We start from the raw sequence: 20,007 nt of genomic DNA, 5'->3' as shown, positions 1-20,007 counted from the left end.
TGCGAAAATGTGGCATCCCAGAGAGGGCTTCGCCCAACAAAAACCCGTAGTGAAAAAACGGAACTAGTCCTTCTCGGCAGCATCCCTGACGCCCTGCGCAAGAAGTTCGAGAGCGCGTCGAACGGCACGAGCACGGACCTCTCCCCTGTTGCCCTCGAAGAGGTTGGGGAAGGTTCGCGTCGAGCTAGGAGTGGCAAGCCCCAACCACACGGTGCCCACGGGCTTGCCCGGCTCCTCGCCGCCGGGGCCAGCGATGCCCGTCACCGAGACGGCAACGTCGCAGCCAAGCACCCGGCGAGCGCCCTCGGCCATGGCAGCAGCACACTCGCTTGAGACTGCTCCCACGCCCGGAGCGTCAAGAATACTGTTCGAGACACCAAGAACTTCGTGCTTTACGGGGATGGCATAGCTCACGACGCCACCGCGGATGGCCTCGGAGGACCCAGGGATGGCGGTGATTGCGGAAGCAACGAGGCCACCGGTGCAGGATTCCGCCGTACCCACGGTGACACCGGAAGCACGGCACGCGGCAACAAGGGCCTCGCAGGCGTCGAGCGTCTCACCGTCGAAGATAACTGATGGAACCATAGCTATCGCTCCCCAGCAATGAAGGACCAGGCCTTCACGAAGTAGTCGATGCCCGACCATGCCGTGAGAATAACGGCAGCAACCATGAGAATCTGGCCAATGAGCTCAAACCCACCCGATACTATGCCCGCAGGTAGAGCCATGGCCAAGAGCAGCGCGGAGATGGCAACCATGGTGACGGCCGTCTTGCCCTTGCCCAGAGGCGATGCGGCAATCACGGTACCTGCGGAGGCCACCACCATGCGCAGGCCAGACACGAGAAACTCACGTGCGACAATCACCAGCAGCACCCACGAGGAGACCTCGCCTCGCTCGAGAAGGAAGCACAGGGCTACCACCACAACGAGTTTGTCGGCAATGGGGTCGAGGAACTTTCCAAAGGTCGTGACCTCGTTTCTGCTGCGCGCCAGATAGCCATCGAGCTTGTCGGTGAGGGAGAGCGCCACAAAGAAGAGAAAGACCCCCACAGACCGAGCGGAGCCAATGCCCGCGGCAGGAGAAAGCTCTGCCACGAGGAGCCACAGGGGGACGGCAACTACGCGGATGCAGGTCACGACATTTGCGGGCGTCCAGATAGACGGGGTATGGCCGTGATCTCCGTTCGAGGTTGCAGCGCTCATCGCGCGCTCTCCTCATCCTCGACAACTTCGCCTACAAGGTCGTAGGTGAACGAGTCGACAAGATCGCAGGTCACGACGTCGCCAACAGCAAGGTCCCCACTCTCGATGTGCACGACCCCGTCGGAGTCCGGCGCCTGGAACCATGCGTGGCCAATGAACTCGGCGCCGTCTGGCCCATCCTCCACGCCGTCAATGATGACACGCACACGCTCGCCCACATGCCGCTCCGCAGCGGCAAAGCCAAGCTGCTCAGTGAGGTCAATGAGTCGCTGCGTGCGCTCGGTCTTGATGTCGTCGGGCACCTGGTCGGGCATAGCTGCGGCGCGCGTACCCTCTTCAGGGGAGTACGTGAAGACGGAGCAGTAGTCAAACTCCTCGTCTTGGAGGAAGTCAAGCAGCTCCTGGGCCTCTTCGTCCGTCTCGCCTGGAAAGCCCGCCATCGCCGTCGTGCGAAGCACCATGCCGGGGATCTCCTTGCGCAGGTGCGCAAAGAGTGCGGAGAACTCCTCGGCGGAGCCCTTGCGGCCCATGCGCTCTAGCACGGTGGCGGAGCAGTGCTGGATAGGGATGTCGATGTAGGGGAGCACCTCGGGGACGTCGCGAATGGTTGAGACGAGCTCTTCGGTCATGCCCTCGGGCTGCAGGTAGAGAACGCGCACCCAGCCACCATAGGGGTGAATAACCTCGGCAACCTCGCGGAGGAGCGAGGCCAGGGTGCGGGGCTGCTCGAAATCGGAGCCCCAGATGCCGGTATCCTGCCCGATAAGCACGATCTCACGTACGCCGCCCTCCATAAGAGAGCGAACCTCGTCGCAGATCTCGCGCGAGTCGCGGGAGTGGTAGCGGCCGCGGATGTAGGGAATCGCGCAGAAGGCACAAAACCTGTCGCAGCCCTCGGAAATCTTGACGTACGCGCTTGCCCCGTCAACCGTGCGAAGAACCCCCTGTGGGACGCCTGGCGCAACGTCGCGCTCAAGGCCCAGCACGTCATCCACCACGCCTACGATCCCGTCCTCATCGTCAGCGTTCACGAACGCCGAGACCTCTGGAAGCTCGTCGGCGAGCGGAGCGCCATAGCGCGAGGGCACGCAGCCGCACATCACGATGGGGAGCGTGTGCCCCTCCCCCTCCTCTTGCTGCGCGAGCTCGAGCGTGGTGTCGAGCGACTCCTGTGTAGCCGAGACGAGAAATGAGCAGGTGTTGATCAGCGCAAGGTCTGCCTTGTCGGGGTCGTCCGTCTCGTCGTAGCCTGCGCCCAAAAGCAAGGCGCGCATGCGGTCGGTGTCTACCTCGTTCTTGGCACACCCACGAGTGATGAAGAGAATGCTTGGCATTGGTTGACCCTATCGGTAGTTGACGTACTGGAGGGGCTGGCCATAGTCGTTGCCGCGGAGCAAGGCGATGACCTGCTGTAGCGCATCCTTAGAGGGAGAGCTCACGCGGAGTTTGTCGCCCTCGATGGTGGCCTTGGCCTTGAGCTTGGAGTCTCGGATGTCCTTCGAGATCTTCTTGGCAAGGTCGGCGTCAATCCCCTGGACAAGGTGACCCAGCTGTCGGACGCTCATGCCCGAGGCGGCCTGCGGCTTGTCCCAGCGCAGGGCGGAAAGGTCAACCCCACGCTTGACAAGCTTGGATCCAAGAATGTCTCGCACCTGCCCCGCGACGAACTCGGAAGGAGCCTCGACCGTGAAGGTGCCCTCACCCTTGGCAAGGGCGAGCGACGCGCCGGTCCCCTTGAGGTCGTAGCGCTGGGAAATCTCCCTGGTTGCTTGCTGGAAGGCGTTGTCCACCTCCTGCATGTCGACCGTGGAGACCACGTCGAAGCTGGAATCCTTTGCCATATGTCATCCTCCCCCGCCCGACGCGCGACTATCTGGTCAACGACGGGCGATGTTCGAAAGCTGAGGGCCAATCGAGGCCCCTGACCTAATTGCTCTTGGAAGAACTCGTGGTGCTCGACGTCTTGGAGGACGTCGAGGCGGTGCCGTTGGACGTCTTCGACGAAGACGTACCCGTGCTCGCCGAAGACGCGCTCGAGGTGTTGCCGCTGCTCGTCGAAGAATCAGTGGAAGCTTCATCGGTCGAGGCGGCCGGCGTCCCTTGGATTGTGAGGGACCCAATGCCAGAAGCTCTGGAATCGAAGCTCTTCTGGGCCCCGTTCTCGGTAACGGTAACCACGCCGGGGTTGCCGGCACGGATGGTGATGGAGTCCGTGACGGTGTAGCTTTGCTCCCAGGGACCTGTGACCGTGCTGGCCTCCTCGCTAGTGCCGTCATTGGTGATCTCGAGCCAGGAGGTCTCGCCACTGGCGACAGACACCGTAACCACGGTTTCGGTGGGCGTCGAAGAGTCCGAGGACGAGCCATCGGTCGAAGAGCCGTCCACAGACGACTCAGTGCTCGTCGTAGATGTGGTGGTTGTTGGCGTCGACGACGAATCGGTCGAGGTGGTGTCAGTAGACGTGGAGTCCGTCGAGGTTGTGCTCACGGGAACAGTTGTCTTTGACTCCTGGGGGGTATTCGATTTGCTGCCAACGCAGGAGCGAATCGAGAAGACCAGGATGAGGGTAAGCGCCAGTGCGAGGGCAAGGATGATGAGCAGGGTGGTCCTGCGGCCATCCTGCCCTCCGCGACCACGCGAGCCGCCAGAGAGCCTCCCTCGCTGCCCTTCCGAACGACGGCGAACGTTGGGCCTGTCAACGCTGGCAATGTTTCGTGACGAGCGCCTGCCCGAGATGGTCGAGGCGCGGTCATAAGGCCGGACTCCATCGTTGTAGCGAAGGTCGTCGGTGTACTCGCCGGCGCGCACGCTCCTCGTGCTCACGTTATCGCGCTCGTAGAGCCTCTGGGCGCGGGAGGTGTCGCGACGATAGGCGCGAGCCGTCTCACGCCTCTCTTCGACGCCGTTTTGTCCCTCGCGCAAAAGTCGGTTTGCAGGGTCGTCGACGCGGCGCCTCTGCTGCGCGTGCCTGCCGCGCTGTCGTGAGGTGTAGCGGTCCCTCTCGCGGTCGCGGTCTCTATCGCGCTCGGAGGTGGCATTGTAGGGTCGCCCGTAGACATACTCGGCATGCGAGTACGAGGGGGTCTGGCTCCGCGAGGAGGTGGGGTAGCTCGAGCCGGCAAGTGGTACCGAGGAGGGCGTTCTGGGCCTTGGCCCGGAGGTGGTGGCGAAGGCACCCATGTCGCCGGCAGGCCCTCCCGAGGTAGGAAGAAGGCCACGGTACTGCACGTATGCCTTGGGGCGAGACTCCGCCTCGTTCACGACGTCGTAGCCCTGTACGCCACGCCCGGACTGGGTGTCTCTGGTGCGACGGCGAAGCTCGTGTGAGGAGGTGCCGTGCACGTGCTCGTAGAGCTCCTCCTGGAAGAGGTCCACGATCTCACGCGGATTGAGACCGAGGTAGCGCGCATACGAGGAGAGCATGCCCTGGGCATAGCCGCTCTGGGGAATGTTTTCGAAGTCGCCCTCCTCGAAGGCTATGAGAACCTGCTCCTTGAGCTTAAGGACCTGAGAGGCCTGACCCACCGTGAGCCCAAGCTGGCGACGGCGGTCAAGGAGCATCTCGCTGAAGCGCGGACGCGACGGCATGGTGGGCTACACCTCCTCAAAATCCTGCTCGGCGGCCTTAAGGTCCTCGAGGCCCTCCTTGTCGAGAAGCACCTCACGGGGCTTCGACCCATTGGCGGGCCCCACGACGCCCTTATTCTCGAGCATGTCCATGATTCTTCCCGCCCTAGCGTACCCCACCGAGAGGGCGCGCTGCAGGCTAGACGTAGAACCCAGCTGAGAGTTCACAACGATGTCGGCGGCCTCCCAGAGCAGCGGGTCGTCCGCCGGCGCGGAGGCCTCGCTGGGGCCACCGGGGGTCATGGGAGATACGGCCGTGAGAATGTCGTCGTGATAGTCGGTGTCGTGGTGCTCCTTGATGAAGTCCACCACGTGCTCGACCTCCTCCTCCGAGACGAAGCAGCCCTGGGCGCGTCTTGGACGAGAGCCGCGCAGCTTGTAGAGCATGTCGCCATGGCCAAGAAGGCGCTCGGCACCCGTCTGGTCAAGGATGATGCGGGAGTTCATGCCATTGTCGACCGAGAGGGCCACGCGGTTGTCGATGTTGGCCTTGATAAGGCCCGTCACCACGTCTGCCGAGGGACGCTGCGTGGCCACGATGAGGTGAATTCCTGCGGCACGGCCAAGCTGGGCAATGCGCACGATCGATGCCTCGACGTCCTTGCCGGCCACCATCATGAGGTCAGAGAGCTCGTCGATCACGATGACAAAGTACGGCATGTGCTTGGGAGGGTTCTCCATGTCGGCATACTTGTTACCGTCGACGTCACGGTTGTATGACTTGATGTCACGCACCTTGTAGTGCTCGAAGACCTTGAGGCGGCGCTCCATCTCAGTGACACCCCAGGAGAGCGCGCTCGCCGCCTTGTTGGGCTCGGTCACCACGGGGACGTAGAGATGAGGCAAGCCGGCGTAGTACGTGAACTCGACGCGCTTGGGGTCCACCATGATGAGACGGACCTCCTCGGGGGTGGCGCGCATGAGAATGGTCATCACAATACTGTTGAGCAGCACAGACTTACCCGAGCCGGTGGTGCCTGCAACCAGAAGGTGCGGCAGGCCGGCTATGTCCACTACCACGGGATTGCCCTCGGAGTCGCGGCCAAAGGCGGCTTCGAGCGGGCCGCCCTTGACGTAGGGAAGAACGTCCCCCAGATAGACGGGCTGCGTTGTCTTATTGGGAATCTCGATGCCCACAAGGGAGGTACCGGGGATAGGCGCAAAGATGCGCACCGACCGAGAGGCCAGCGATAGCGCGATGTCATCCTGGAGGTTGGTGATCTTGCTCACGCGCTCACCTTCGCCCATCTCGATCTTGAAGGTGGTGACGGAAGGCCCAGCAACCCAGCCAACCACCCGCGAGGTGAGACCGAACTCCTCGAGCGTGCCCTGGAGCTTGGCGGCAACCGAGGAGAGCTCCTCGTCGGACTCGGCGCTCACGCCGGAGTTGGGGTTCACCTTGAGCATGTCGACAGGGGGAAGATCCTTGCCGTCCTCGTCGCTCGAGGCCGCAGCCGCTGTAACGGGCTTGGCGCCGGAGGCGTGCCCGGCCAGAAACGCCGGCGTGCTCTCCTTCTCCTTTGACCTGCGAGAAGCACGCCCCTTGGTTGCCTTAGCAGACAGTGTGGGCTTGTCGAGCAGCGTCGTGGGGGCTGCGTCGAGAAGCGTGGTAGATTCAGCCTCTGAGTCTTCACCATTGGCAGTGGCGCCAACCACGCCGGGATTTGCCTTCTTGCCGCGGCCACGCCGCAGCACGCTTGTCTTGCGGGAGCCAATGAACGAAGTCTCACCCTCGCCCGTCTCGTCAAAGAGCGAACCCTGAGCGCGGCTAGGTGCTGCAGCAGCGACCTGCGCCGCGGGAGCCGCAACCTCGCGCGCCGCATCACGCTCTGCCTCGCGCTCCTCACGTGCTATGCGGCGGTTCTCAGAGGCCTCCTGGGCACGCAGATGAATCTTCGCCACAGCGCCCGAGATGGAGAATCCACAGACCACTGCCCCTGCAACGATGACGCCCACAAGCACCACGTTTCCCACGATGACGCCAACGAGCCCCACGAGCAGGAAGGCGATAAACCCGCCTACGTAACCGCCGGCGGACTCGAGCGCTGGCTCAGCAAGGGCAACGGCGGGGCTGTCGGCAACGCCAGGCTGGTTGAGCGAAAGCTGGGCGAGAACAGCGAGCACGATGAGCACAAGGCCTCCGGCAACGCGACCGGAGATGGGTCCGTCCTCGTCCATGAAGAAGGTGCACGCAAAGATGAAGAGCGCTATGGGCACCAGGATCGCACCGGCACCAAATCCCAGGGTGAGCGCATGGCCAACCATGCTCGTCACGATAGCCGAAGAAGGAGCAACCAGCGAGACGAACATGGCAACGGCCACGACGGCAAGGACAACGCCGACGATGTCATTCTGGGTGGACGAGAGGCCCTCCTGCGCCGCCTTACCCGCGGAGCCCTTCCCGCGAGATGCCTGGCGCGAACCGCCATTCCGCGAGCCGGACCCCCTCTTAGCTGCCTTACCTGCTACGTTTGATCTGCGATTTGAGGGCATGTGCCTAGACCTCCATCACGACCGGTATCACCATCGGCCGCGTGTGCGTCTTGCTCCAGAGGAAGTTGGATAGTGAGTTTCTCACGCCCTTGCGCACGGTGTCAATGCTGGCGCCATTGCCCTTCTCGATACGCTCCACCTGCGAACGCACGAGCGCGCGAGCGTCTTCCATGAGCGCCTCGTCCGTAGCAAACGACACGCCGCGCCCGGAAAGATCAATGGTGTCGACAGAGTGGTTCCGCGAACGAACGGCAACGACGCAGGTGATGACGCCGTCCTGCGCAAGTCGCTGGCGATCGCGCAGAACCACGGGGTTTGCGTCGGTAATGGAGAGACCGTCGACGTAGACCACGCCGGAGTCGACCGAGGGGCCACGACGGGCCTTGCCGTGACGAACTTCGAGCGAGTCGCCGTTGTCCAGAATGAAGATGTTCTTCTCTGGGATGCCCACCTGCTGAGCAAGCTTGGCATGGGCGCGAAGGTGCTGCGCCTCGCCGTGGACCGGCATGAAGTTGCGTGGCTTGACCATGGCGAGCATGAGCTTGAGCTCCTCTTGCGAACCGTGGCCAGAGACGTGAACCAGCGCCTGGCTCTTGTCGTAGATGTCGCAGCCCAGCTTGGAGAGCGAGTTGATGATGCCCTGGACGCTCTTCTCGTTGCCGGGAATGGGGTTGGCCGAGATGATGACCGTGTCGCCCTCGTGAATCGAGAGGCTCTTGTGCTCGCCGTTTGCCATGCGGGCAAGCGCCGAGAGGGGCTCGCCCTGGCTGCCGGTGCAGAGGACCACGATCTTCTCGTCCGGGATCTTCTCGAGGTCATAGGCATCGATGATGTCGTCATCGGCAATCCGGAGATAGCCCAGCTCGCGGGCGACCTTGGTGTTTGTGACCATCGAGCGGCCCGTCACGACCACCTTGCGGCCAACGGTCACCGAGGCGTCGCAGATCTGCTGGAGTCGGTGGATGTGGCTCGAGAACGAGGCGACGAAGACGCGGCCAGGCGCGTTCTTGATGATGTGTCGGAGAGCCGGTCCGACGGCAGCCTCGGAAGGAGTGAAGCCGGGGCGCGTGGCGTTGGTTGAGTCGGAAAGCAGGACGTCGATGCCCTCGGCCGCAAAGCGGTTGATGGCGGCGTAGTTGGGACGAACGCCGTCGATGGGGGTCTGGTCGAGCTTGAAGTCACCGGTGTGCATCACGTTGCCGGCGGGCGTGTTCATGAAGACGCCAAACGCGGCGGGGATGGAGTGCGTCATCGAGAAGAACGTGATGTTGAAGGCTCCGAGCGTGACCGTGGAGCCATCCTGTACCTCGCGGAACTTGGGGCTCTTGATGTTGTGCTCGGCGAGCTTGCCCTGGATGATCCCAAGCGTGAGCTTGCTCGAGTAGATGGGGACCTTGTGGGTGAGGTCCTGGAGGAGATACGGAAGGGCGCCCGTGTGGTCCTCGTGGCCATGCGTGATGATGATGCCGCGCAGCTTGTCCTCGTTCTCAAGGACGTAGGTGTAGTCCGGGAGGATGAGGTCGATGCCTGGCTGCTCGTCATCGGGGAACATGAGGCCGGCGTCAACCATGACCATGTCGTCTCCGTACTCGAACACGGTCATGTTCTTGCCGATCCCATCAAGACCACCTAGCGGGATGATCTTGAGGGCGGTGTCTTTCTTTGGCATTGCGGGATAAATCCTTTCTTCGTGGTTGATACGCTCGGCTTTCGCCGATATCTAGTGAGCAGTTCTGACGGCCATGTGCCGCCAGCCGCAACAGCTACGGTTTTGGTGCGCCGGCGTTCAAGGGGGACACGCAGGCGCTCTAGCCAATCTATTGTAGCCAAGCCAAGACTCGCGTGGCGAGGCTCCACGATGATTGCGGACTGGCTTGGCCCTCCGCTGGCCCCCCTCGCGTTCACCATGCGCTGCCGAGAAGAAAATCGACAGAATGGGCCGCTAGGACATCGTTATGGGTCGATTTTCTTCTCAATAGGCGCTAGCACGGCAGCTGCTGGCTCGACAGACACCTGCGCGTTCGGACGGCCGCGCCTTACCTGCGAAGCCTGCCGAAAAGACGACGGAGCCCCGCAATGGGACCGTCACTGTTGGCAGTCCCCTCTTCTCGACCACCGGGGGCACCCGTCAGCCATTCAGCCTGCTCCGGGTATCGCTCGGCAAGCTCGCGCAGATGTATATGCGCAACGCGACGCATCTCCTGATACCGGGAAGACCCCTCACCAGCGGTTACCTGTGCATCCGCCTTACGCGCAAGGCAGAGTACCTGGTCAAGGGAATCGCCCCGCGTAGGCTCCACGTGCCGATCGTATCGCTCGTATGCGCGGTCACGCACATATCGCCAAAGCTCTCCCGCAACGGCATCTGTCGGCCACTGTCCGAGCAGCAAGTCCACCGCCTCAGGGAGTTCTACCTCTGGAAGCTCATCAATCATCTCATTCGAGACATTCTCGAAAATTCGATCACGCGCATCAGCAACCCGTTCGTCCCAGTCGTCGCGGGGAATGTCCGTCGCGTGCTCGCAGGCGAAGTCACGCATGAGACGCCAACCCTTAAACTCGCGCTCTGACGTCCTTCTAAGCGCATCGAGGGTCTCTCGGGAGCCAAGCGTCTCGCCGCGCCCAAGATGGTAGAGGTACCACGGAGAGTCAGACAGTCCGACGTATGTCAAGGCAAGCGCGTCGAGAATCATGCACAGATAGATGTCATCCGAGAGGAGCAAACGCGTGTGCGCAGCCATGCCCCACGCCCTGCGAGCAAGGTCCCCGGAGAAGAGCTTGTGGTGCACGTGCCAGTCAAAGCTGTCTTTCTCGGCAAACTGGACACGCATGATGTCTGCGCCATTGAGGCGTCGCGGAATTGGCGTGAGAAAGCCCTGCATACCAGCTGCAGCACCGCTCGCAGCATCTCCTTCTGGGACTACCCGCACGCCAAAGTGGACGATATCGGCCTCGTCTGCATGGGCCATCACAAGGTCCAATGCCCCAGGTGCAAGCTCATCATCCTGGTCAACCAACATAACATGGGCTCCGCAAGAGGCTGCCACTCCCGCCTGTCGCGCACCAAGTGTGCCGACGTTTGTGTCGAGAAGAACCGGCCGCACTCGAGAGTCACGCTCAGCAAGCGACAGGATGACATCCCTAGTATCGTCAGCCGAGGCGTCGTCCACCAAGAGAAGCTCGAGCTCGGAAAAGGACTGCCCGAGGATGCTCATTGCACATTCCTCAAGGTGTCGTCCCCCGTTGTGTGCGGGGACTACAACAGAGAGCGCGAGCGACTCGGTCATCGTATCTCCTGTCCGGCACGATGCTACCCATCGACAGTAAGTCCTACGTGCCTGTTGTTAGTCATTTCGATGTAGTTCAACATCCTAGCAGCCAGCCGCAAGATACCCAACTGCCCCTAAATTGCGCCGTGGGGTGTAGAGCCGAGTGCGCTAGGACTGTACTGAGATTATAGTCAGAGGGGCCCGGCGCGCCTTCGCGCCGAGCCCCCCAAGTAAACGCCCCCACAAGAGCAAGCTCTCGTCAGCCCAAAATACCTTGCGGCCTCAGTCTATCCGACAACGTACCAAGAAGGTGTCTTACATCCATACGGGAACATTGACGTAGTGTTTGCATCGTTCGGCAACTGCCAAGAATCAAGGGCAGTTGCATCCTTGAGAGAAACGCTTCCCCAGCTGTAGAACATGCGCACCGCATTTTTAACCTTAGAGACGTTCCACTTGGACAACGGTCTGAGGTCCGAGACAGAGTTGCTTAGTGTAAACATTCCTTCCATGTTGCTGACGTTTGAGACATCCCAGCTGGCCAGGGGCGTGAGGTCATGAAGAGACGAGCACTCGTTAAACATCCAGCCCATATTCGTGACCTTCGAGGTATCCCAACTGGACAAGGGCGAAATGTCCGAGAGGGTCGCACATCCCCAGAAGAATTCCTTAAGGAAACGGAAGCTTGTAACATCCCAGTTGGAGAGACCCGATATGTCCTCAAGTGAGGACTAGTTCGTAAAGCCAACGTTGTCGAAGCCGCTCAGTACCAACTCGCATCGCGAGGAGATCTTCTTCGCGTACCTGGCGCACACCGCATTTGAGCCAGACCCCGAGAGGCCGCCACTGGCGCTGAAATCCGTTCTAGCGAGAAGCTCCTCAGCACTTCCATGGACAACAACCTTGCGTCCGGCGTCAGTGGCATCGGAGCCATCAATGACTAGCTCACCGTCATCGTAGAGTGTGGCGAATGCCTTAGACAGGGGAACCCTCTCAGAAGCACCGTAGAAGGCGACTCCCTCCTGCTGCCAGCCAACAGAGCCAAGGTAGGCATACTCGCTGGCGTCGGTTGTGAAAAGGTGAGTTCCTTGGGTGAGCCAAGGGTTAAAAAGCCGGTAAATAGGTTTTGCACTCATGTCCGGAGCTGAATAGAAGGCGCGCCCCTCCTGTCTCCAACCAATGGAACCAAGACGGGCGTACTCATTGGCGTTCCCCGTGTAGAAGTGGTTCCCGGAATAAGGATTGTAAAGGCGCCAAACGGGGTTGCCAGAAGCAGGTGACTTCCAGGCCATACCCCCCTGCTTCCATCCGATAGAACCAAGGAAGACGTACTCGTCGGCATCAGCGGTGAAGAGGTGCTCGCCGCTCCAGCAGTTGTAGACCCGGTACATCGGAAACGTGTTGCTCGAAGAGTCGCTTTCCCCAACCGCAAGCATTGGCATCGCAAGTACAAAGAGGAATAGCGCGGCTGAAACTGCCATCACGACGTGCATAACATCAACAGGCTTTCTTCCCATGAAGACCACCAACCTTTACGTAAACTCGAAACATGATCATGTTATCCCATCGAGAATGCCTCTATGCGAAGCGCCCGGTAAGTATCGGAATTGCCGGCAAGCGGAACAAACGCAACGCTCGCCTATCCGCCCACGGGCACAGCAAACGTATAATCGAGTAACGCATCTAGACCCGAACGTCTACAAGGTGGCATTCGTGAACATCAACTCATTGGGCATCTGCAGGCATGTGGAGAAGATCTACCAGCTGGTATCCATAGATGGGATTCCGGAAGATGCCCTTCTCGACATTACTGCACAGGACGACAAGGGCAACAATGTCCCAGCAAAGGTCTTCCGGGATACGCCAACGGAAGCAGTCGTGGTTCTCATCGACGAGCACTCTGGCGCCTCGACTGTAACCTACACGCTCTTCGCATCGGACTGGCCGATTACAGATCGTGACGCCTGGCGTGAAGTAGGCTCTGCGACCATGAGCTTCAGCGACGCCAAGTGGCAGTCTCGCGTGAACTATCGAATGCATCGCGACCTTACCGCACGCATTCGCGACTACGATCTCGGCCACGCGTTCCTCTTCTCCACGATCTTCATCAAGAAGGCGATTCCCGACAGGGGCAAGGCAATCGTCAGAGTCGCCGTTCGCGTGCCTTGGCGAGAGGACGGCGAGGTTGCGATACGCATTTGCGACCAGTCGCTTAACATCATTGACCCCGCTCCTACGCTCATGGGCTCTCAGCAGTTTGACTCTCGTTTTTCGGGTACAGTCAAGTTCCGGGAGACGGTCTTCTCGGCCGTTTTGCCACGAGACAACCGAACCGTTATCTTCGACGCCTGGGACAAGGCAGACCCTCACCAGCACACGTTCTTCGAGCTTGCCAAGCCCGACCTGGACAGCCTGATCCACGACACCGAGGTCCTCACGATGTCTGCCGATCGCGACCCCTACTACAACGAGTGGTTCCAAGGCCAGCGAGTTCAACCCTGGGAGCTGCGTCTCCAGAGTGTAGTCCGCTTTGATAACGAGGTCACCTGGAGTGTCGTGGTGCCACTGTTTCACACCACACATGAGCAGTTCGAGGACCTCGTGGCGGGATTCGTCGACCAGTCGTACTCACACTGGGAGCTTATCCTCGTCAATGCATCACCCGAGGACAAGGGGCTTGCAAGCCAGGTTGCAGACGCCGTCGCATCGGACGCAAGGATACGCTGTGTCACGCTCGAGAAGAACCTGGGCATCACACTCAACACGGCCGCAGGCATAAGGTCGGCGACTGGTGACTTCGTTGGCTTCGTCGACCACGACGACACAATCGAGCCAGACCTCTTCTTCCACTACACGGAAGCCGTGAACACTACGCCGGAGACGGACGTCCTCTACTGCGATGAGGACAAAATCGACCCCACCGGCAGACACGTATGGCCGTTCCTCAAGCCGCAGCTCGAGATCGACCTCCTCACCTGCAAGAACTACATCTGCCACATGCTTGCCGTGCGTCGCAGCCTCCTGATGAGGTTGGAGTTCGACAACCCCGAATATGACGGCGCCCAGGACCACCACCTCACATTACAGGCAGTGGAGAAGGCTCGTCGCGTGACGCACGTGCCTCGCGTTCTCTATCACTGGCGCATGTGGGAGACGTCCACCGCAACCAATGAGGGCGCAAAGGATTACGCCCAGGAGGCCGGCATGGCTGCCGTGAGGGCGCACTTCCAGCGGATTGGAGTTGACGCAGAGGTAGGTGAAGGCGAAAGGCCCTTCTCCTACCATGTGTTCCATAGGCCACCCGCATCCAACCCGCGCGTATCCATACTCATTCCCTCGCGCGACCACGTCGAACTACTCGGGCGTTGCGTGGACTCCATCCTTTCGAAATCCACCTATGACAACTATCAAGTGGTTGTCATCGAGAACAACAGCGAGCGCGAGGAGACCTTCTCGTACTACGATCGCGTGCAACGCGAGAGCCAGGGGCGCGTGCGCATTGCGACGTGGAAGGGACAGGGCGGCTTCAACTACTCCGGTCTCATAAACTTTGGCGCACGGGAATCGGACGGCGAGTATCTCCTACTCCTCAACAACGACATGGAGCTTAGGACGTCCGACTGGCTAGAGCGGATGTTGGGCCTCGCCTCGCGCAAGGACGTAGGGGCTGTGGGCGCGCGCCTTCTCTACCCTGACAACACCATCCAGCATGCCGGCGTCATCGTAAGCGGGAGCTGCGCCAACCACTTTGGCATCGACCTCCCTGAGAGCGACCACGGATACTGCAACCTCATTGAGTGCGAGCAGGACCTCTCTGCGGTAACCGGCGCATGCCTCATGGTGAGTAGAGCCCTCTTCGAGGAGGTCGGCGGGCTTGACGAATCGCTTGCCGTCGCCTTCAACGATGTTGACTTCTGCCTCAAACTGAGGGAGATGGGGCTGCTCGTGGTGTACACGCCTCAGGTGGCACTCACGCACTTCGAGTCCGTCTCGAGGGGCTCGGACTACTCCACCAGTCGAGTCAAGCGTTTTGCCCACGAGGTGGGCATCATGCGGGAGCGTTGGTCGGATTACTACGGTTTGGGCGACCCATATTACAGCCCACTCCTTCGCTCATACGAGCCGCTCGATACGTACTGGAGCTTCTAACGAAAGCGCGCCTGGCGAATCCCTTCGCCAGGCGCGCTTTCTTTTATCGCTGCTAAGCTATCGCTAGAGTCTCGAGAGCTTGTCGTACCACTCCTGGGCCTTGGCAACGTACTCGTCGTGCTGCGAGCCTCCCACTGCGAGCGAGGCAGGGCACTCCGTGGAGGTGCACTCGTTGTGTCCAACCATGTTGACTCCCCACTGGGGCCTGCCGAGTTTGTACTGCAGGCAGAGCGCCGCAACGAGTCGTGCACCCGAATTGATGGTTGCCTTGGTCATGCGCCACCGACCATTGGAGTCAACGTAGTCCGCGTGCTCGATGCCGATTGTCTGGATATTGATGGTCCAGTTGCCCGCCTGCCACGCCGTGTCGCAATCGAGAACCAGCTGGCCGACCGTGCCGTTACCTTCGACCTGGTAATGCGCAGACGCCGCCCTTGTCTGCCAAGTTTGATAGATGCTCTCAGTCGAGAGATTGCCCGCGTTGTGATGGATGACAATCTTCGAGATTGACTGTCCATAGCGACCCTTTGAGTAGTGCTTGTTCATGAGCAGCTCTTTGACCACGCCAGCACCGGACCAATAGGACGAGTCCTTGAGCCAGCAGTAGTCAAGTCCCGCCCTCGGGTTGATTGTCTGCGTAATCGTCCCATCGGAAGACGTGACGTATGTGCAGCCGTTTGAGGGGGACGACCACGTCGACCCCTTGGCAACGAAACCCGCCGAGGTGAGGTAGCGCTTCTGACCAGACTTGTTGCTCACCACCTTGTCCGACATCACAACGCCGTCTTGTATGTCTAGCTCGTCGCCGTTAGAGGTGACAAACCAGCCATCCGAAGGAACAGAAGCCCCGTACCAGGCGATGTTCTCCTTTTGCCATCCAAGGGTCGCAAGATAGTTGTACTCTGCCTCATCCTTCGTGAAGTGGTGGGTGTATCGCTTAGCATAGGGGTTGAAGAGCCTGTAGATGGGCACTTCCTCCTCGTCAGAAGAAAGCCAGGAGGAGCCTTCCTGCCTCCACCCGATGGTAGCGAGGTAATTGTACTCGTCGGCGTTGGTGGTGTAGTGGTGCTCCCCGGTATAGGGGTTGTATAGCCTGAATGCCTTGGTTGAGGAGGACCCCGGAACAAACCACGCCACGGACTCTCCCTGCCAGCCGAGCGGGATGAGGTTCGTTGCCTCGCTCGATGCCTCCGTAAAGAGATGCTCGCCAGTATAGGGGTTGTAAAGACGATACACCGGGACCTTCGAGGACTCCTTTGAGTTTGTGCTCGAAGACGGGGACACAGCCAGGGAATTCGCAACGGCAGCCGAAGTGGCGGTGGCGGATTCCGAGGCCTGACCGGCGATGGCATACTCTGCCGAAGAGGCAGCATCGCGCTGACCAGAAGCCTCTGAACCAAGAGCGTCCTTGGACTTCGCAACAGCGTCGACGCCATCAGTCTGGTCGGCCTTTGTCAGACCGCTTGCCATGGACCCTGACGAATCTGGAGAGGCGGAGGAGGCGGCATCTTCGGCAACGGCGTTGTTGCTGGCAGAGGAATCTAGCCTTGCAGCGGAAGGGTCAGAGGCTTGGGCAGAGAAATCACTCTCAAGGACGCCGGCCGATACGGTCTCCACGGGTGCCTCTGCCTCTTCGGCAACAGCTGGCGCGGGAGCGAATAGGATCCCAAGGGTCAGGGCCGAAGCGGAAATACCAGCAAGAACAAGGTTGGTCGGGTTTTTCAATATGAGCATTGACAGACGTTACTTCCTTCTTTTCATATGAGCAGGTCACAGGTTAGCCCGATTAAATGCTATTGAGAATAGTCAGGATCTTGAAGCCGTAGCTGGTATCCGTTGCCCAGGTGCCAGATAGGCCCTCGATGGTTCCCGCAGCAGTGCTGGATCTGCCAAAAAGCCACGTCGAATAGCGCGGATCGACGATGGTGCTCGAGAGCGGGGCCTTCCCAGAATAGGCACGAAGATGCTGGGCCTGAGCGAGGAATCCCTCGTAAACGGAGGAGAAACTTGCAGGCACATCACCAGAGTCGGTTGCGCCAAGCCCGCAGAAGTTGCACTGCTCTGGCTTGACGGCTCCACCAAAGGAAAGGTATCCGGTCTCAAGCATCGCCTGAGCATACATGACATCAGGACGAACGCCCTCTGCGGTTGCAGCCTCAAAGAGTCGAGCGATGAACTCATCTGCAGTAGCTGCACCATATGAAGCATAGACTTCCGAGGGGAACTCCCTGCCGCGTGCCTTGAGCTGCGCCTTAAGATGAGATGTTACCTGTTCCTGCGAGTTTCTGCTATCACCCATAAACGGAGTGCAGTTGACCACGGTGCCAACGTGAACCGAGTCCACCCCATACCAAGCAACACTCTCGGGTCTCCACCCGATCGAGGCGAGGTAGTCGTTCTCGCTCTTCGAGGTGGTATAGTTGTGGGTGCCAATGGAGACATAGGGATTGAACTGCCTGAAAAGCGGGACACCTTGGTTGTCGTCTGAGTACCAGGCAACCCCCTCATAGATCCAACCAAGAGAAACGAGGTGATTACGCTCACCGCTGTCAACCGTGTAGTGATGGTCCCCGGAATAAGGATTGTAGAGCCTGTAGACCGGTGTGGAGGATTCCACAGGAGCATACCAGCCGATGCCCTCGTATCTCCAACCTAGCGAGCTGAGATGTGCCACCTCCCCAGACTGGGCAGTATAGAGGTGCTCACCGGAGTAAGGATTGTAGACCCGCCACATCGCGACGGACTGGAGTGGCTCACCGGCGAAAGCCCTGTCGGCATGAACGCCAAGCGACACCCCGACAGCCAGAACCAATGCTACGCCCCAACACGCACACGCACGAAGGAAACGACGCCCCATGCTGATCCCCCAACTTGTTTAGAAATGCACGTAGGGATAATGGTACCAGCTCGGAGCATTTGGTTCCTGGCGCTTCTCAGGCTCCATACCAAGCTACACCCTCGTCCCTCCAACCGAGGGGCACGAGGGAGTCCCTTTCCGAGGCGCTCAGCGTGTAGTTGTGGGTCCCTACCGTTTCATAGGGGTTGAACTGTCGGAAGAGCGGCTCGCCGGAGGTGGGCACGGATGTATGCCAGGCAAGCCCCTCCCCCTTCCAGCCTATCTCCTGGAGACTCTCGTACTCCGACTCGTCAACGGTATAGAGGTGCTCGCCGTTATAGGGGTTGTAGAGGCGCAGGACACTATCGCCTGAGGTCGGCGCATACCAGCCAGTTCCCTCATAGCGCCAGCCAACTGCAGTGAGGTTATCCTTCTCGTCTGAGTCCAGCGTGTAGAGGTGCTCCCCTGAATATGGGTTGTAGAGCCGGTGTACGGTAACCGAGTCTCGCCGCAGGAGAAAGTCGATGTCCACGTTCTCAGGAACGCCGCTTACTTTTCCCGAAGAGGTACATTGCCAATATCGATAGCCACCCGTGTAGTCACACCTATAGTTGTATTGGGCAACCCATCGCGACCAGTTTTCAAAGCGTGGATCGGTAAGATAGTTGTTCCACCAGTTGAGGTTTGCATAGACCCCAGGGGTATACCCAGCAGCCTTAACGGCTTCGCAGAATCGTGTGGCCATGTCTCCCAGTAACGAGGCGTCGCCATACGGCAAGGTAACGTCTTCAAGGTCGTAATAGATGGGAAGCGATGGGGAGGCATCGCCCATCGAAGCGAGAAGGTAGCGCGCCTCCTGCTCCGCCGAGGTAACGCCGATTGCGTAGGAGTAATGGTAGATACCGTATGGAATACCCACGCGTTCGCATTCCGAGGCATTACGTGCAAACTCCTTGTCATGCTGCTTCGCAGAGGTCACGTCATCTGGCCAGCCATAGCTACAGCGGAGAATGGCGAAGTCGATGCCCGCATCCTTAACGGAATCCCAGTCGATCTTCCCTTGGTGCTCAGACACGTCGATGCCTTTGGCGACGGCATGGGGAATGAGCGAGCCATTTGAGGAAAGGTAGCCACCATCGGTCTCGGACCACGCATCCCCAGAGGAGACGCTCCTCAGACGAAGGGAGCTTGAAATTGAGTTTGAGCTTGAACTGGAAGCGGCGTCCCCACAATCAGAATTGTCGCTTGAGTATCGGAAGCTCTCGGGAAGGTCATGCTCCATGCGGTAGAGCAGGTCTTCCGAGGCATCTTCCGACAAATCTGTCGATGGCGATCCGGGGGCATCAGAGACAGCTTCGCCTTCTTCAGTGTCCGCAAGCACGGCCTTGGGGAGCGAGAGAAGCGAAGTAGAGCCAGCTGTAAGGGCAAGAAAGCCGCGTCGTGAAACATGAGGCACGAGGTTCTCCTTACCGTTTGATAAGAGAGGAGAGTTACCAGACAAGGCTAGCGCCTCAAGAATCCCCTCAGAGCACTAGATTTTGTTTGGAAACGCTTCGCCATACCAGGAACTCAAAGATGAGGACAGCCTGAAGTCCTCATGCAATGATTGCAAAAGAACTCGTCCTACTGTCGGGATATTCCAGACAGCCGGACGAGTTCAGGACAACCAGCCAAGCGAAACGAATAGAAACCGAGCGATGCTAGTACGTCACGACCTTGGTTCCTCGAGGAATGTTGTCATAGATCCACTTTGCGTTGTTGATGTCAAGGCGCACGCAGCCGTGGGAGGCGTTGATGCCAAGCCTACCATCCATGATCCTGTCGCTGTTCTGATAGTAGAGAACGGAGTGGAACAGGTAGTTCCCGTAGAACTGCGTGTAGTAGTAGCAGGTAAACCCACTGCCAAACGAGTACCCCTTGAGGTTGGTGGTGTACTGACCCTTCATCGTGCAGTTGTTTGCGCCAGTCGTGCAATACCACTCGTGTATCGCATACCAGCCGTTGTCCCACTGATAGACGGCGGTACGGTTGGAGGTGCAGTCAACAAGGATGAGGTAGTTGGTGGCGCTCCAGTAGTTCTGCGCCTTTGCAGCCATGTCCTGCCAGCTTCCCGCAGAGAAGCACCCTCCCCAGTCAACTGCTCGCCACCAGGAACCGTTTGTTGATGTTCACTAAGAAGTGGTCCGAGTAATCACTGGGAAATGAGCACCGTGAGCACGAGAAACTGAGCAGTTTAAGCAGGAGGGCCACGCCCCGGGGACCGGGGGCGCGGCCCTCGCCGTATGGTTTCCCCGGGCGGTTACTTTGGCGAGCCCGCCCGGGAAGGATGGAGGAGATGACCGTGCCCCTGGACACAGTGAATGATATACGGTCGATGGATGCCGCCGGGCGCTCGAGGTCCGAGATCGCCCGAGTGCTCCACGTG

At 59.8% G+C, this 20,007-nt stretch carries 15 protein-coding genes; 1 reads left to right on the top strand and 14 read right to left on the bottom strand.

Translation table 11 applies throughout. The features are described 5' to 3' along the window. Positions 1-63 precede the first annotated feature (63 nt). The 10 genes from BMX94_RS00075 to BMX94_RS00030 all read right to left on the bottom strand — a co-directional run bounded on the left by BMX94_RS00075 (position 64) and on the right by BMX94_RS00030 (position 12,114). A complete protein-coding gene (locus BMX94_RS00075) occupies positions 64-588 on the bottom strand; it encodes a CinA family protein (protein WP_091002268.1) in 525 nt (174 codons plus the stop codon). A gap of 2 nt (positions 589-590) precedes the next feature. After that, positions 591-1,208, bottom strand: a complete 618-nt coding sequence (pgsA, locus tag BMX94_RS00070; protein ID WP_091002267.1) for a CDP-diacylglycerol--glycerol-3-phosphate 3-phosphatidyltransferase — start codon at positions 1,206-1,208, stop codon at positions 591-593. Further along, positions 1,205-2,542 carry a 30S ribosomal protein S12 methylthiotransferase RimO gene (gene rimO / locus BMX94_RS00065; protein WP_143052228.1) on the bottom strand — a complete coding sequence of 446 codons (1,338 nt, stop codon included), beginning with the start codon at positions 2,540-2,542 and terminating at the stop codon, positions 1,205-1,207. Before rimO ends, pgsA begins: the two co-directional genes overlap by 4 nt. Positions 2,543-2,551: 9 nt before the next feature. Then, on the bottom strand, positions 2,552-3,049 hold the full coding sequence (locus tag BMX94_RS00060; protein WP_091002266.1) for a YajQ family cyclic di-GMP-binding protein: 498 nt from the start codon (positions 3,047-3,049) through the stop codon (positions 2,552-2,554). Between the two features lie 85 nt (positions 3,050-3,134). After that, complete coding sequence (locus BMX94_RS00055; protein ID WP_091002265.1) at positions 3,135-4,796, bottom strand: helix-turn-helix domain-containing protein; 1,662 nt, start codon at positions 4,794-4,796, stop codon at positions 3,135-3,137. Positions 4,797-4,802: 6 nt separating this feature from the next. Next, a complete protein-coding gene (locus tag BMX94_RS00050) occupies positions 4,803-7,328 on the bottom strand; it encodes an FtsK/SpoIIIE family DNA translocase (protein ID WP_091002264.1) in 2,526 nt (841 codons plus the stop codon). 4 nt (positions 7,329-7,332) lie between these two features. Next, positions 7,333-8,997 carry a ribonuclease J gene (locus BMX94_RS00045; protein WP_091002263.1) on the bottom strand — a complete coding sequence of 555 codons (1,665 nt, stop codon included), beginning with the start codon at positions 8,995-8,997 and terminating at the stop codon, positions 7,333-7,335. A gap of 367 nt (positions 8,998-9,364) precedes the next feature. Then, the gene (locus BMX94_RS00040; RefSeq protein WP_091002262.1) at positions 9,365-10,615 is read right to left on the bottom strand and encodes a glycosyltransferase family 2 protein; all 1,251 of its coding nucleotides are present in this window, start codon (positions 10,613-10,615) and stop codon (positions 9,365-9,367) included. 269 nt (positions 10,616-10,884) lie between these two features. Then, positions 10,885-11,313 carry a BspA family leucine-rich repeat surface protein gene (locus tag BMX94_RS10805; RefSeq protein ID WP_091002261.1) on the bottom strand — a complete coding sequence of 143 codons (429 nt, stop codon included), beginning with the start codon at positions 11,311-11,313 and terminating at the stop codon, positions 10,885-10,887. Between the two features lie 15 nt (positions 11,314-11,328). Beyond that, the gene (locus tag BMX94_RS00030; RefSeq protein WP_091002260.1) at positions 11,329-12,114 is read right to left on the bottom strand and encodes a hypothetical protein; all 786 of its coding nucleotides are present in this window, start codon (positions 12,112-12,114) and stop codon (positions 11,329-11,331) included. Between the two features lie 196 nt (positions 12,115-12,310). Between BMX94_RS00030 and BMX94_RS00025 the strand changes: the two genes are divergently transcribed. Beyond that, on the top strand, positions 12,311-14,746 hold the full coding sequence (locus BMX94_RS00025; protein WP_177171264.1) for a glycosyltransferase family 2 protein: 2,436 nt from the start codon (positions 12,311-12,313) through the stop codon (positions 14,744-14,746). A 63-nt stretch (positions 14,747-14,809) separates the two neighbouring features. Here BMX94_RS00025 and BMX94_RS10665 read toward each other — a convergent pair whose 3' ends face one another. The 4 genes from BMX94_RS10665 to BMX94_RS00005 all read right to left on the bottom strand — a co-directional run bounded on the left by BMX94_RS10665 (position 14,810) and on the right by BMX94_RS00005 (position 19,678). Further along, positions 14,810-16,363: an N-acetylmuramoyl-L-alanine amidase gene (locus tag BMX94_RS10665; protein WP_218138425.1), complete on the bottom strand. Its 1,554-nt coding sequence runs from the start codon at positions 16,361-16,363 to the stop codon at positions 14,810-14,812. Positions 16,364-16,532: 169 nt separating this feature from the next. Beyond that, the gene (locus BMX94_RS00015) at positions 16,533-17,480 is read right to left on the bottom strand and encodes a glucosaminidase domain-containing protein (RefSeq protein ID WP_091002258.1); all 948 of its coding nucleotides are present in this window, start codon (positions 17,478-17,480) and stop codon (positions 16,533-16,535) included. A gap of 199 nt (positions 17,481-17,679) precedes the next feature. Beyond that, the gene (locus tag BMX94_RS00010; RefSeq protein WP_143052226.1) at positions 17,680-19,038 is read right to left on the bottom strand and encodes a glycoside hydrolase family 25 protein; all 1,359 of its coding nucleotides are present in this window, start codon (positions 19,036-19,038) and stop codon (positions 17,680-17,682) included. A gap of 244 nt (positions 19,039-19,282) precedes the next feature. After that, entirely contained in the window at positions 19,283-19,678 is a 396-nt protein-coding gene (locus BMX94_RS00005; RefSeq protein WP_091002256.1) for a L,D-transpeptidase, read from the bottom strand. Between the last annotated feature and the right edge of the window lie 329 nt (positions 19,679-20,007).

The organism is Olsenella sp. KH3B4 (assembly GCA_900111695.1).
Taxonomy (GTDB): domain Bacteria; phylum Actinomycetota; class Coriobacteriia; order Coriobacteriales; family Atopobiaceae; genus Tractidigestivibacter.
The sequence above is the reverse complement of the archived record's forward strand: the minus strand, read 5'-3'. Positions and strand labels throughout refer to the sequence as shown.